The sequence below is a fragment of the Pantoea sp. WMus005 genome (assembly GCF_013415305.1).
In the GTDB taxonomy this organism is placed as follows: Bacteria; Pseudomonadota; Gammaproteobacteria; order Enterobacterales; family Enterobacteriaceae; genus Pantoea; species Pantoea rara.
In genome coordinates, this window is sequence record NZ_JACBXU010000003.1 from 298,064 (window position 1) to 311,883 (window position 13,820).

Below are 13,820 nucleotides of genomic sequence, written 5' to 3' on the forward strand. Positions count from 1 at the left end.
TGTTTTATATATATTAACGCCAGCGGGGTGGTTTGAAAAGAGGTGAAATTGTTGCCTGGCTGAAAGGCGGTATAGCGCTTTCACCTGCAGCCATGCATTTGTTGAAAACAGAAAGACTTACACGTCACAGAGAAGTTCATTTGGCCGGGTAACTGTGATGCAAGCCTCAACAAACCACACTGAAGCGATGCGAGGTTCGAATGAGCTGTGTATGCGCTGGCGGAGAGTGAGTAAATCTATCGTCTGCTGCGTGGCTGTACATCATAGCCGCTGAAACCTGCCTGGAGTAAGCGATCAACATGGCGATCTCTGGCGTCATAGGTTCCGGGACCGACTGCTTAAACGTGAAGTGCAGATGTACACTGTGAACCGTCATGCGTCATACGTTGCCAGCTGCAGACTGCAAATTCTTACGTCGGTACGCACTCCATTCTGGCCAGCAACGTTCAGGATTGATATCAAAATAACCGCGGCATTCAGCCATAGCGAAAGCAACGTCACCCGGCACTTCAATACAGATAGCATTATCCCGGATGTGGCTGACTTCTGCCTCTGTAAGCGGGCTGCCTTTCTCATTCTCATTTTTCATCAGTAATGGGATAAGCGCGGGTATGTAAACAATGCTCATTAGCCATTTCCTTTAATGCTTAAAGTCCACATTGCCAGGGAGAAATCAGCATGTGGCCTCTCCGTTATGTTGCAAATACCGTTCCGGACGTTTCTGCTTCCTGTAATATATTGATTCATAGTCGTTCCAGTGCCGCGAGGCTTCTAAATAAATTGATGTTGTCCTTACAGACAGTCAGGGCAGAACGCCATTTATGACTTCTCCCGTTTTATTCTTATTCACTAGTCATATTTTCGACAAGCGTCGGGATATCTTCAGCCATATATGCAATATTTTTCAGATTGACTTAAGTTATTAACGACAGGCTGTTTATGCACAACATCCGTAATTTGACTTACCGGGACTGAAGACCGATGAAATTATTGATATCGCATTGCTACTATGCTGGTCAGGTGAGATATTTACTTCGTGATCGGCGCGTTTAAGGCGGTTATTATCAGATATAGCCTTTTCTAAAACCAAATTCAGGAGGTTCTTTTGCAGCCAGACGCTATGCGGTTGTTTATACGTCCCGTCACGCCAGCAGATGTCGATGATCTTTTCAGAATCTATGGCGATCCAGCGACCAACACGTTTAATCCAGCGGGTCCGCATCCGGATATTCATCATTCCTGGGAGGTTTTGTCCCGCGCGATTAGCCACTGGAAATCGCATGGTTTTGGCAGTTGGGCTATCCTGCTCCGGGACCATCCTGAAAGAGTCATCGGTTTTGGCGGATTGAGCATCAGAAAATTTGCCGATATCACCATCAACAATCTGGGTTATCGCTTTTCTACTGATTCCTGGGGGAAAGGTCTGGCGACGGAGTTTGCGAACTATGCGGTCGGTTACGGATTCAATGAATTAACACTCCCTGAGATATCTGCAGTCGTGAGAGCGAATCACCTGGCTTCACAAAAAGTTCTCGTCAAAGCGGGACTAAGGCATATCAGGGATATTCATGATGTCGAAAACGCGCCCGCCAGCATGCTGTTTAGCCTGAAGCGGGATGAGTGGCACCATGGAGAAGGGTGAGGCACTCCCGTCAATTTTTGCCATTGCTTTCACGGTTGCTCAGTTTGACACCAAACACGCAGAAACCCAGTAAATCCTTTGCTTCATCTTCCACTCGCGTCACCATGACAAGATCGGACGAACCGTCAGGCAGCACCACCTCATAAGGAGGATAGGGAAGTCCTTTTTTACGGAACGCCTGCAACCAGAGTAACTTGTCAGCCTGAGACGGTATCACCTCATAAATATATTTATGGATAACATCCTGCGGGGCCCAGCCGACCCTTTCCGCAACTGTGTCGCTTGCATCAACAATCATTAACTCTGGATTAAGAAAGCAAATGGAGGTGCCTGGAACAGCATACATTGATGATATCTGATGCGCTCGCTGATCGAGAGAAAGTCTCGCAACCCGCTGGATGAACCCCTTGTCATTGGCCGTCGTTAGCAGCTGGCAGCTTTCTGCAGCTGATACCGGCCGTCCAAAAAGATAACCCTGCGCATACAGACAGCCAATGCCCCGTAACATTTCAGCCTGCTCCACTGTTTCAACCCCTTCAGCAATGACATCCATATCAAGGCTTCTGCCCAGACCGACCACGCTGGAAATAATTTTCCGGCTGTCTTTTTTGTCCAGCATGGACCGGATAAAGCTGCTATCAATTTTAAGTGTGTTTACTGGTAATTGAATCAGCCACGCAAGGCTGGAATAGCCTGTACCAAAGTCATCCATCGCGATCGTACAGCCCATCTCTGATAAGGCTTCAATTTCGGTCCGGGCGGATTTTATGTCATTTAGCAGGGCCGTTTCGGTAATCTCAATCTTTAACCTGGCCAAATCAAACTGAGATTTAAGGGCCGTTTTCCTGATGGTTTCAGTAAGATACCTGCCGTTAAGCTGAGATGGGGAAACATTCATTGATAAAAATTGATGGTCCGGCCACGCCGCCGCCGCTTTAAACCCCTGGACCATAAGACTGAACATCAGTTCGTCAAGCAGGCCTGCTCGCTCCATAGCCGGAATGAAATTTGCCGGAGGCGTGATCGACCCTTTGGGCGAAATGTGTCGCGCAAGCATTTCAAACCCCATCACGCGCAGATCTTCCAAAGAGACTATCGGCTGGAAAAACGGATGAAATTCTCCTCTTTTTATACGCTGCTGCAAAAGTTCGCGCGGCTCGCCATTTCTTACGCCATGTTTCATTTTATTCCTGTTACGACCTGATTTTCTGAGGGTTAACAGACAATCGTTCAGGTCTTATGCGTGGTAATATTCAGCAACATCAGTTGAGCTTAATTATTTTATATTGTGTCAGTAAAGCTATTCAGGAGAATACTGTTTCACGGGGTGGATATATTGAGACTCCCTTAATTTAGATGGGTCATTAACAATTCAAAGTAAGTACAGTTATATTATAACTCTGACACAGAATACAATTTTATCATTATCGGCTAAGGCTCATTTTTCATTAGATCGCAATAGCAGGACCGTTAGTAAAATATCGCTCGGCATTATGGCATTCGTTTAGCCTTTCTGAGGTCGGGAGCGTGTGCGCAACCGGTTCCGTACGAAATCACGAGGTCATAATCCGAATCAATGTGGGCTCGTTACGGCGTTTCCGTAAGAGAGTATAAGAACATTTATATCATGTTGTAAAAGATCATGAACGATTGAGTAGTCTGGGTCATTTACATGATACAACGTAACATCATCAAAAAATAATGGTGTCCAGCATGATCAAAATCGAGGATTTTTGATGGCCATTCATATTGTCATTCCAGATGATTATCAGCTTGCAACTAAGCCGTTAGGTTTCCTCCAGCAAAACGAGAAATTCCACTGCTCAGCATTGGGAGACCTTAGCAAGGACTCGCGGGCAGATCTTCAGTTATCCTCTGCAGAGGCATTAATTCTGATCCGGGAAAGGACAGTGATCGATGAAGCCTTTCTGCGACGCACACCAAAACTTAAATTAATCAGTCAGACGGGCAAGCTTGCCAGAAATGTAGATATTGATGCCTGTACACGGGCGGGTATCGCCATTGTGGAAGGCAGTGGATCCCCGATTGCGCCTGCTGAGCTAACCTGGCTCCTGATCATGGCCTCCCGAAGGAAATTAGTCTCGTCAGTGCAAGCGATGGTTCAGGGGAACTGGCAAACAGAAATCGGCTCGGCGGTTCACAATCAGGTCATTGGCATTCTGGGTTATGGAAAAATAGGTAAACGCATCGCGGCCTGTTCAGCCGTTTTTGGGATGCAGGTGCAGGTATGGGGAAGCCCGCGTGCGCAGGAAGAGGCGCGTGCTGACGGATGGCGGGTTCCCGGAAGTCGCGAGCAATTTTTCGCCACGTGTGATGTATTAACCGTGCACCAAAGGCTGGTGACGGCTACGGAAGGTAACATTACGCCAACAGATCTTGCGTTGATGAAAACAGATGCGTTATTCGTGAATACCAGCCGTGCCGAACTTGTTGCTGAAGGCGCGTTGTTGAACGCCCTGAAACAGGGTCGACCTGGATTTGCGGCACTGGATGTTTATGAAGAAGAACCGATCTACAACACCCAACACCCTTACCTGCAGATGCCGAATGTGCTTTGCACGCCACATCTGGGCTATGTCGAGAAGGCCAGCTATGAACTTTATTTCAAAACGGCCTTTGATAATGTCGTGCGTTACTTTGAGGGCGACAGGTCACATGTCATTAATGGCTGAGGACCTGGGAGTGAAAACTGCTTACTAACAGGCCGATTAATCGCTCTGTCCTGATAGGGAACGGCTTGTGACTCAGTCAGATATTTTTAGCCAAATCGAAGAAACGGTGATGGGGTCTACTGTTTTGCGTAGGAGAGTGTCATGTTAATACTGCTTCTGATTTACAAAATTGACTCTGCATACTGGAGCGATGATGGCCGTCGATCTTAATGCCGTAATTTCTCTGCCTAAACGGATAGAAATCCAGCCTGCATATTCAGAGGTAGTTAAATCTGTTGTCACCAAACTCACACTTAGTTTTCCTGAGCTTGTACATAGCTTATACGTCTATGGGAGTGTGGCTGAAGGCAGGGCAGAGGCTGGTAGATCTGATCTGGATATGACTATTATTCTCACGCATAAAGCCAATCAGGCTGATTCAGAGGAACTTGAAACTGTTCAGTCGATGCTTGAAAAAGCTAATCCACTTATCAGCAAAATTGATTTTGATTATGGTCATCTGGAACAGGTGCTGGATCCGGAAAATCTACTCAGCTGGGGATACTGGCTTAAACACCACTGCCGCTGCGTTTATGGCGAGGATCTAAGCTGTCGTTTTCAGGCCTTTAAACCTTCAAAAGCTATTGCTTTAGCCGTAAACGGGGATTTTTTGCAGGTACTGTACAGTCTGCTCATTCAAATGAAAACCTCTTCTGATGTGCATAAAAAGTTGCAGCTTCAGCGCTCTGCTGCGCGAAAACTCATAAGGGCAACCAATATCCTTCGAAGCGAAGGGGATAAGGACTGGCCTTTCTCGCTTGAAGAGCATCGTTACAGATTTAATGCACGATATCCGGGTTTGGCTAAGGAGATGGATTACTTACTCAAGATGAGTAATCAACCCGCAGGAAGCGTCAGTGTATTCGAAAATCGGCTTCTGGACTTTGCTCGCTGGCTTAATGCTGAGTTCCATTACGATACAACCTAAAAATTTTGCCTATAAGCTCTACGAACTTTAAAAGTAACCTGTCGTTTGCTATCTTTAAGAAAAAGAGTCACTTCGATTTATTCATATTTTAATGCTTATCTGAACTCTCAAATTTGCTTCCCGCTGAGTTACTTTCGACATTCAATCATTAAGGTCTTTATGTTAATAGCGCAGATTTCAGATATTCATGCGTTTTCAGATAATGATCACTTATGCCGATTTGACCGGTTGCTGACGTGGCTAGCGAACCTGCAACCTGCCGTACTGGTCCTGACAGGTGATCTTACAGATGGACATTGGCGTGAAGGTTACAAACAGATTGCCGCGCGTCTTGACCAGCAGAGTTATCCTTCATTTGTGTTGCCGGGTAATTCTGATGACCGTGATTTAATGCGTGCAGAGTGGGGTAGTAAAAAATGGGCACACGATAGCCCTGATGAAGCTCTGCACTTCTCATATGATGCTGGGGATCTGCGATTAATCGGACTGGACTCGACGGTTGATGCACAAGCTCATGGTAGCGTTTGTGAACATGTCGGGTGGCTGGAAAAACAATTCAATGATGCTGATGCCGCCCCAGCATTGCTGTTTATGCATCATCACGTAGTTAAATCAGGTATACCTACGTTGGATGAAACGATTTGCAGAGGCGGGGACAAGTTAGAAAAGTTCATCAAAGATAATCCGCAACGCGTGCTGGCTGTTTGCTCCGGGCATGTTCACCGACCGATAGCTGGCACGTTTGCGGGAATTCCGGCTTATATCTGTGGCTCCGTCTGCCCGGCCAATCCTGTATGGTTTGGAACACCCAACATCCCCCCTGTAAGTGACCCTCCCGCGTTAATGATTCACCGCTTCGCCAGTAATATTCTTACCAGCCATCATGTCTGTGTTTAACAATTAAATGCTGTCCCTGTTTATTCAAATGTCAGGTGCTGTCCTCATTCCTGGATATACAGAGGTGGCGTGACAGAATATAGGAAATGTGGGGCTTACGGATAACTTCATACTCCATCCAGACGCAGCTTTGGATGTTTTAATGACCCTTGAAGCGCTCTTTGAACTTATTCTTATCGACGCTAATAAAGTGAATAGTCCACAGTATCTGGAATGAGCAATAAGATTATCGCATTCAGGCTCTATTATTATCGATGATAATACGGTGCATGGTAGCAGTGTTATTGATTCAGGAACTCATGATCCAAATGTCATAGGCTTTAAAAAATTATTCAGATGATCTCTGGAGATGAGCGACTTGATTTTACCGCGATTCAGACTGTGCGTTAAAAGGGATGGGTTAGTAATATCTATCGTCAGGGTGATATAAATCATCTAAAAAAAACTCATCAAAAGAAAATAATATTTATCGTTCTTAACCCATTTTTTGCTAAGGTTGATTTTACTAATGTATTTTTTTGATATTAAAAGTAGATGCTCGTCACTCCTGGCGGGCCGCAATGCAGCCAGCCAACGCTAATAGGCGCCGGAGCGTCTTTATTATCAACTCACACATTGTCGTAGTAAGGATCTTTACCAGTATTACGTCATGCGCGCCAACCAGCAACACAGCGTAAACTGCCAGCAGCACCCGCATAAATTCACTTTTTGTCTGGCTTACATCCCCGTTAGTGAAGGTCCTTAAACCGCCCAGGATTCTTCTGTTTGCTACCAACACACTTTATGTGCACATGACCAGCAAAAATAGTCATTGCATCCCGCCTCATCTTATTTTAGTGTTTACTTAATTTAGCAATCTCTAAAGTAATGAAATGAAAAAAAGTCAGCTTGTCCGGTTGCAGGAAAGCGCTTCGCTGGCAACCACGTTGCTTAAGTCGATGAGTAACAGCCATCGACTTTTAATCCTCTGCATCCTTATCGAAAAACCCGGAACATCGTCAGGGGAGCTGGCCCTGCAGAGCGGTCTGACGCCTTCAGCCACGTCTCAGCATCTGGCGAAAATGAAAGAGGACGGTCTGATTTCGTCTTCGAGGGTGGCGCAAAGAGTGAATTATTTCATCAAAGACGACGCCGTCAAAAAAGTGGTGTCCACGTTAAAAGAGATTTACTGCCCGGAGGATTTCAAATGAAGCCAGAAATACTATCGCCGTTGCAAGCCAGTAAACTCCTGGAGCAGGGCGCGGTGTTGGTCGATATCAGGGATCGTGCTGATTTTCTTAGAGAGCATATTCCACAAGCCCTCTCCCTGCCGCTGACAGAAATTACCACGGGTAAAACCGTTGAAGGTTCAGACCAGCAGCCAGTGATTTTTCACTGTCAGGCAGGCATGCGAACCACCAATAATGCTGAACAACTCATGAGAGCAGTCAGTTCCGGGAACGTGTTCCTGATGTCTGGTGGTATTAATGCGTGGAAGAGTGCCGCACTCCCGATTATTGAAGATAAAAAACAACCACTGCCCATCATAAGACAGGTTCATATCACCGCAGGTATTCTTGTTCTGGTGGGTGTGATAGCGGGTTATGCCGTTGATAGTCGCTTATTTTTACTGTCAGGCTTTATTGGTGCCGGGTTAATTTTTTCTGGCGTCAGTGGTTTTTGTGGGATGGCGAGCCTGCTGCAAAAAATGCCCTGGAACAAAGCCGCTAAATAAACGTGTGCCCTGTTTACCCATAATAATCGCAGCGCCTGACGGGTTACTGCGTTCGCCTGAAGGTTTCAGTCTGAAAAAATCAGGGCGCGCGGCATGCAACGCACTTCCTGTCATGCACCGTCATTCAACGCGAGTTGCAGATGATGCTCAATAAACTTCGCTTTTAGCGCACTGTAGCCTTGCGGATCGTTGTGACAAACCCGTGCAGCAGCACGCTTTATCTCCGCATAGGCTCCAGCAGAATCACTGTTTTTTCTGAGATAATCACGAAAGGCAAGGTGCCTTTCAATCTGTTCATGTCCCGTCGAAAAGGCATGAACCTGGTGGCTGCGGCGATTGCCACCCTTTATGAAGTATCTGCGCCCCGGTATGTCGTTCTCACCGCGACCAACGTATCCAGCGTTGCTCATTGCTGTCTGGCACTTATCCAGTTCGTCTATAGTTGAAACCTCCAGCAGTATGTCGATCACGGGTTTTGCTGACAGACCCGGTACTGCTGTACTGCCAATGTGGTAAATAGTCACCGCGACGTCGCCGAGCATTTCCTTTATCAGCGAACGTTCATCAGAAAAGGCTTCAGGCCATTTTTCATCGTATGGCACCACTACGATTGCGCGCATAATTACGTCCACTCTTTATGTATCGATGCCTGCATTCAAACTGTTTGAATGATCTTGGCAGGACTGATTAGCCGGTTGGTCAGCATATAATTATCAGGACAAACATGAATATGCTGAACTTCATAAAAAAATGAATCTCTTAGTCCTTCATATTTTCTCCCTTTAACAGGCTGACATCAAACCTGAGTTTGCCAGCCTGCTCCGCACAAAATCGTGACGTCTGCGTTTTTTCATTACTGTAATTTCCTTGATTGCTACCGATAACCAGATCAAGTACCAGCGAGCCATAGATGCGGAACGTCGGTGATAACCCAATAAATCAGACGTGAGGTCTTCTATGTATCGGAATAAAAAAATGAAATTGAGCGTGATGCTCACTGGCGCATTCCTTGCTGTCATCTTAACGGGTATTTTTGTGACAGGCTTTGCCGGATTCAAGCTCAACACGGCCAGCGATCAGCAGGAATTGACGCGCGCGCGACTGGGTGATCTCCAGGCCCTTCAGACGCTGAAAGACAACTTAACCCAGCAAACGGTGCTTTTACTTTCGGTAGCATCAGGCACTCAGCCTGAGGAAAAATTAAAAACGCAGTTCTTTGCATTGCAGACCAACAGTGACAACACCACTGCGCATTTTCGGGAACTGATCAACGGTGCCAAAAGTATTCCGGGGATCAATCTTGCTGAAGTTGAAGAGGCTTCCACGCAACTGAATAAAATTGAAGTCGCGACGGGTCCGCTTCAACAGGCAGAGAAAAATCTGTTTATGTCCGATGCCGTTGCATTCCAGCAAAAACTGCGTAGCGAACTGATTCCCGCACTCTCTGTTTACCGCAGTGCGGTGGATGGGATGGTTGATTATCAGGCGAGGGTAACGAGTAAAACGGCGGAAACGTCCACGCAGGCGCTCTCTGGTGTCTACATGACGCTGGCTGGACTGACTACTCTGTTTGTGATTATGGGCTTTGTGATGAGTGGCCTGATTACCCGCTGGCTTAAGGTGCAGCTGGGTGGGGAACCTTCCCATGCGCAGGGCCTGGCTGCCGCGATCGCGGCTGGTGATCTGACGACAACCGTAACCCTTCGTCAGGGAGATACCACCAGCATGATGGCGTCGCTGGATAGCATGCAGAACAATCTGCGCAGCCTGGTTTCGCATATCAAAGACTCTTCCACTTCGGTCGCGATGGCCGCCGATGAAATTTCTCAGGGCAATACCGAACTCTCTTCCCGCACCGAGCAGCAGGCCGCCGCTTTGCAGGAAACCGCTGCCAGTATTGAGCAGCTTACCGTCACGGTAAAAAGTAACGCGGCAGGCGCACAGCAGACCGCAGATTCAGCCCGTGAAACCGCTGCGCTGGCGCGTTCGGGTGAACACAATATGCAACGCATGTCAGAGACAATGAATGATATTTCAAAAAGCGCGGTGAAAGTCCGGGACATCACTTCCGTCATCGAAGGGATTGCATTTCAGACCAACATTCTGGCGCTTAACGCTGCGGTCGAAGCCGCAAGAGCAGGCGAGCAGGGCCGCGGTTTCGCCGTTGTTGCGGGTGAAGTCAGGACGCTGGCTCAGCGCAGTGCGACGGCAGCCAGAGACATTAAACATCTGATTGAAGAAGCTGTGGCGCAGGTTGAAAGTGGCGTCGTCGTGGCAACCGGAACCGGCAAGAGCATTCTTGATATCAATGAGATGGTCGGAAAATTAGCCGTCGCGATGGATAACATATCACTGGCCTCCGCTGAACAGATGCAGGGTATTTCACAGGTCAGCATCGCGGTAAACGAGATGGATGGCGTCACGCAGAATAACGCCGCGCTGGTTGAGGAATCCTCTTCCGCTTCGCAATCGCTTTCAGCTCAGGCGCACTCTTTACGTGAAGCAGTGAATGCCTTCCGCATTTAAATGATGGGATAAGATGAGCCCTGCTCAGGCGGGCTCATGCGATATCGCCTTAGCCTGAACGTCCCTGCTCAAAAAAATTAAATTTTTTTGCATCCGTTTTCCTTCCTCATTCGTATTAACAGGTAAGGGCACTCTGGCCCTGCCTGTAAACTCAATAGGGGAAGTGAAAATGAAACCAATCCTGCCAACTCTGATTTTTTCTGCCTTAGTCTTCAGCGGCGCCTCTTACGCGGCCAGCATGAACAGTGACACGGTGATGGTCGGTGGTGCTGCCATGTACCCATCTAAGAATATTGTTGAGAACGCTGTTAACTCGAAAGATCACACCACGCTGGTGGCCGCCGTTAAAGCTGCCGGACTGGTCCCGACACTGGAAGGCAAGGGGCCGTTTACCGTTTTTGCCCCGACGAATGCCGCTTTTGAAAAACTGCCTAAGGGCACTGTTGACTCCCTGCTTAAGCCTGAGAACAAACAAAAACTCACCAGCGTGCTGACCTATCACGTGGTCGCAGGAAAACTGGACATGAAAGCACTGGAGAAAAAAATCAAAGCCGGAGGCGGTAAAGCCGAGCTTAAAACGGTCAATGGTGAATCGCTGTGGGTGATGGCGAACGGGCCACACAACATTCAGCTTAAAGATGCTCAGGGCAATGTTGCCAGTATCACCACCTATGATGTGAACCAGAGCAACGGTGTGATTGACGTTATCGATACCGTTCTGATGCCGTAAAGCATTACCTATACTGAGTGTGGCCACTTATTTCGTGGCTACACCATTTACAGGGAAGCCGATGACAAAAAATGTGCCCCACATTCAGGCCGACTTAATGAACCTGATAGCCTGCGGCGATAAAGCTGCTCTTGAGCAGCTTTATCGCGTCCTGTCGCCCCGACTTTATGGGATCATCCTGCGGATGGTCAGACGCCGGGACTGGGCAGAAGAGATTCTGCACGACACGTTTATTCATATCTGGCAGTCGGCAAATTATTACGACGATAAGCGCAGCGAACCGCACATCTGGCTCAGCCACATCGCCAGAAATCGGGCGATTGATTTCCTGCGTAAGCATGAGAACAGATGCTGTTCAGTGGATGATATCAGTGAAGCGGAAGCGGGTGTCCAGATGCCACTCGTTTCAGATGAGAGTCATGCGGAGGCTCGTCGCCTCCAGCACTGTATGGCGCACTTACCTTCAGAACAGCGACAGAGCATCTCGCTCGCCTATTATCGTGGCCTGTCGCAGAGTGAGATTGCGCTCTCCATGAGCCAGCCTGAGGGTACGGTGAAAAGCTGGATCCGTCGCGCGTTAATCCATCTTCGGGAGTGCATAGGCCTATGACTGCTCAGGAACACCATGATCTAACTGCGGCGGAATATGTGCTGGGTCTTACCGACGATGCGACACGTCATCGGCTTGATAAACGCCTCAACGACGATTCACACTTTGCTGCAGAAGTGCTGCACTGGCAGAAAGCATTCAGCGGCATCGATCTGCTCACCCACGATGTTATCCCGCCTCCTACAGTCTGGCCGCTGATTGTGCAGGATCTTCACCTGAATGCTGGCATCTCAGGCACGTCATCAATACGCAGGCAACCTGGCTTTTGGCTCGGCTGGGGTCTTGCAGCAGCAATGGCAGGCATCCTCATATACAACCAGGTGATTAAACCGGATACCCCGCATTCCCTGCAGCCCATTGCGGTACTCAATGGCGCGCAGCCCAACGCACAGTTTGTTGTGAGTCTGGATAAGTCAGCGTCACGCATTCAGGTCTCCGCGCTCAACATCACGCTGCCAGAGAATAAAGCGCTGCAACTCTGGCTGATCAGGGGCAGTGCTGCGCCACAATCGTTGGGACTGATCAATCACACGAATAACAATGCTTTCCGTTTACCGCCCGGTGAGTTGAATAATCAGACGGTACTGGCGGTAAGTCTGGAGCCGGTGGGGGGATCTAAGCTCAGCGGGCCGTCCGGGCCGGTGATTTTCCAGGGCAAAGTGACGCTGCTTTAAGCTTTGGTGGTGCGGATTAAGGAGGCGTGCGTAAAAATGGAAATCCGGGACGCGACTGCATCAGATACGGTAAGCATCAGTAAGCTGATACATGAGGTATCGTTGCAATGTAATTTTTCAGAGATGGAGCCCTGTCCGCAATGGTTTGCCGACAGTATAAAACCCGATGTGCTTAAGCCATTTATCGTTTCAGATGACTATCTCTGGCTGATTGCCGAGGAAAGAGGTGAGGTAACAGGCGTACTCACCCTTTTCGAAGGCAACTTAGTGAAATACTTTTTTGTGCATCCGAAGTTTCACCGTAAAGGGGTAGCGAGGGCACTCTGGCAGCAGGTAGTTCCCGTGCTACATTCAGAAATCAGTGTACGGTCCTCACTCTTCGCTGTTTCCTTCTATGAAAAACTGGGATTTAAGAAAGTGGGCGAGGTTAAGTTTTTCAACGGCGTATCATTTCAGACAATGATGGCTACGTTCTGAAAGAGCATAGGAATGTTCAGACTCTCTGCTTCTGCACTAAACGACCCGGCGACGCATTCATCAAACCCGCTTCGGGGGCGAGTAGACCTGGGGCACCCCCTCCTCTTTATTTATTACTGCATGCCCTCCCTGTATTCAACTCGCTGATTTTTCGCGGCCGCTCATGTTGAGACGGCGGAGACTTTGCGGCGTTTTTACATTTCATCTGCCACTTTTTACGCCTTTTTTACAGGCCGAACGGTTTAATTAACGGCACCGGGCGCTGATGCGCCTATCTTCAGGGAAGCCGTGGATGAAATGTATTAACAAGCCCTGGTCCATATCGGGATGCAGCGATGCTGCAGTTGCTGAGCTTGCTGAACAGCAGCGTCTTCGCCTTATTTCGCCTCGCAAATGGTTCAGAGATGCCATAGAAGCCAGTACCGATCCGGCACTGCTGAACTATCGCCTGATTGCTCAGTGGCTGGGCGAATCGATACCGGATACCCGTTCTCTGACTCTGGCGCTGAACAACAGCCTCTGTTTTGGACTTTATCGCAATGGCCGTCAAATTGGGTTTGCCCGTGTTGTGACTGACATGGCGGAGACCTGGGTAATCCGCAATTTGTACATCTCGCCGGAATATCGCTTTATCGGCCTCGGCTCATGGCTGCTGCACTGCTGTCTGTCTCATCCTTGCGCCAGAGGCTGCCGCAGCATCGTTGCGATGGGTGAGCCCGCACCGGATTTCTTCGAACGCAACGGATTTATGGCTTTTCCCTCTTTGCCCGGCATCTATGTAACAACGTTGCACGATGGGGGCTACGACCCGATTTGCGCCCAAAGCCGCAGCCGGCATTAAGTCCAGGTGCACGCTTATGAGCGGTTTTCTCCAGTTCATTCTCCGACCT

Annotated in this window: 15 protein-coding genes; 12 read left to right on the top strand and 3 right to left on the bottom strand. The window is 48.4% G+C overall.

The window, feature by feature from the left end:
• Positions 1-379 precede the first annotated feature (379 nt).
• Positions 380-628, bottom strand: coding sequence for a hypothetical protein (locus HZZ01_RS14170; RefSeq protein WP_179898240.1), 249 nt, complete (start codon positions 626-628; stop codon positions 380-382).
• A gap of 492 nt (positions 629-1,120) precedes the next feature.
• Here HZZ01_RS14170 and HZZ01_RS14175 point away from each other — a divergent pair, with 492 nt between their 5' ends.
• Entirely contained in the window at positions 1,121-1,642 is a 522-nt protein-coding gene (locus HZZ01_RS14175; RefSeq protein ID WP_179898386.1) for a GNAT family N-acetyltransferase, read from the top strand.
• Between the two features lie 10 nt (positions 1,643-1,652).
• Here HZZ01_RS14175 and HZZ01_RS14180 read toward each other — a convergent pair whose 3' ends face one another.
• Positions 1,653-2,825, bottom strand: coding sequence for an EAL domain-containing protein (locus tag HZZ01_RS14180; protein WP_179898241.1), 1,173 nt, complete (start codon positions 2,823-2,825; stop codon positions 1,653-1,655).
• 553 nt (positions 2,826-3,378) lie between these two features.
• Here HZZ01_RS14180 and HZZ01_RS14185 point away from each other — a divergent pair.
• The 5 genes from HZZ01_RS14185 (at position 3,379) to HZZ01_RS14205 (ending at position 7,913) form a co-directional block, all read left to right on the top strand.
• A complete protein-coding gene (locus HZZ01_RS14185; RefSeq protein WP_179898242.1) occupies positions 3,379-4,335 on the top strand; it encodes a D-2-hydroxyacid dehydrogenase family protein in 957 nt (318 codons plus the stop codon).
• Between the two features lie 190 nt (positions 4,336-4,525).
• On the top strand, positions 4,526-5,302 hold the full coding sequence (locus HZZ01_RS14190) for a nucleotidyltransferase domain-containing protein (protein WP_255434237.1): 777 nt from the start codon (positions 4,526-4,528) through the stop codon (positions 5,300-5,302).
• 159 nt (positions 5,303-5,461) lie between these two features.
• Complete coding sequence (locus HZZ01_RS14195) at positions 5,462-6,199, top strand: metallophosphoesterase (protein WP_179898243.1); 738 nt, start codon at positions 5,462-5,464, stop codon at positions 6,197-6,199.
• An 872-nt stretch (positions 6,200-7,071) separates the two neighbouring features.
• A complete protein-coding gene (locus HZZ01_RS14200) occupies positions 7,072-7,389 on the top strand; it encodes a helix-turn-helix transcriptional regulator (protein ID WP_179898244.1) in 318 nt (105 codons plus the stop codon).
• A complete protein-coding gene (locus HZZ01_RS14205) occupies positions 7,386-7,913 on the top strand; it encodes a rhodanese family protein (protein WP_179898245.1) in 528 nt (175 codons plus the stop codon). Before HZZ01_RS14200 ends, HZZ01_RS14205 begins: the two co-directional genes overlap by 4 nt.
• A 110-nt stretch (positions 7,914-8,023) precedes the next feature.
• Here the strand turns inward: HZZ01_RS14205 and HZZ01_RS14210 are convergent, their stop codons facing one another.
• Positions 8,024-8,533 (bottom strand): GrpB family protein, encoded by a 510-nt coding sequence (locus HZZ01_RS14210; RefSeq protein ID WP_179898246.1) that lies wholly within the window; start codon positions 8,531-8,533, stop codon positions 8,024-8,026.
• Positions 8,534-8,870: 337 nt separating this feature from the next.
• Between HZZ01_RS14210 and HZZ01_RS14215 the strand changes: the two genes are divergently transcribed.
• The 6 genes from HZZ01_RS14215 (at position 8,871) to HZZ01_RS14240 (ending at position 13,771) form a co-directional block, all read left to right on the top strand.
• Positions 8,871-10,439, top strand: a complete 1,569-nt coding sequence (locus HZZ01_RS14215) for a methyl-accepting chemotaxis protein (protein WP_179898247.1) — start codon at positions 8,871-8,873, stop codon at positions 10,437-10,439.
• Between the two features lie 169 nt (positions 10,440-10,608).
• A complete protein-coding gene (locus tag HZZ01_RS14220) occupies positions 10,609-11,169 on the top strand; it encodes a fasciclin domain-containing protein (RefSeq protein ID WP_179898248.1) in 561 nt (186 codons plus the stop codon).
• 61 nt (positions 11,170-11,230) lie between these two features.
• Positions 11,231-11,779: a sigma-70 family RNA polymerase sigma factor gene (locus tag HZZ01_RS14225; protein ID WP_179898249.1), complete on the top strand. Its 549-nt coding sequence runs from the start codon at positions 11,231-11,233 to the stop codon at positions 11,777-11,779.
• A complete protein-coding gene (locus tag HZZ01_RS14230; protein WP_179898250.1) occupies positions 11,776-12,453 on the top strand; it encodes an anti-sigma factor domain-containing protein in 678 nt (225 codons plus the stop codon). Before HZZ01_RS14225 ends, HZZ01_RS14230 begins: the two co-directional genes overlap by 4 nt.
• A 36-nt stretch (positions 12,454-12,489) precedes the next feature.
• Positions 12,490-12,930, top strand: a complete 441-nt coding sequence (locus HZZ01_RS14235; protein WP_179898251.1) for a GNAT family N-acetyltransferase — start codon at positions 12,490-12,492, stop codon at positions 12,928-12,930.
• A 292-nt stretch (positions 12,931-13,222) separates the two neighbouring features.
• Positions 13,223-13,771 carry a GNAT family N-acetyltransferase gene (locus tag HZZ01_RS14240; RefSeq protein ID WP_179898252.1) on the top strand — a complete coding sequence of 183 codons (549 nt, stop codon included), beginning with the start codon at positions 13,223-13,225 and terminating at the stop codon, positions 13,769-13,771.
• Positions 13,772-13,820: the final 49 nt, after the last annotated feature.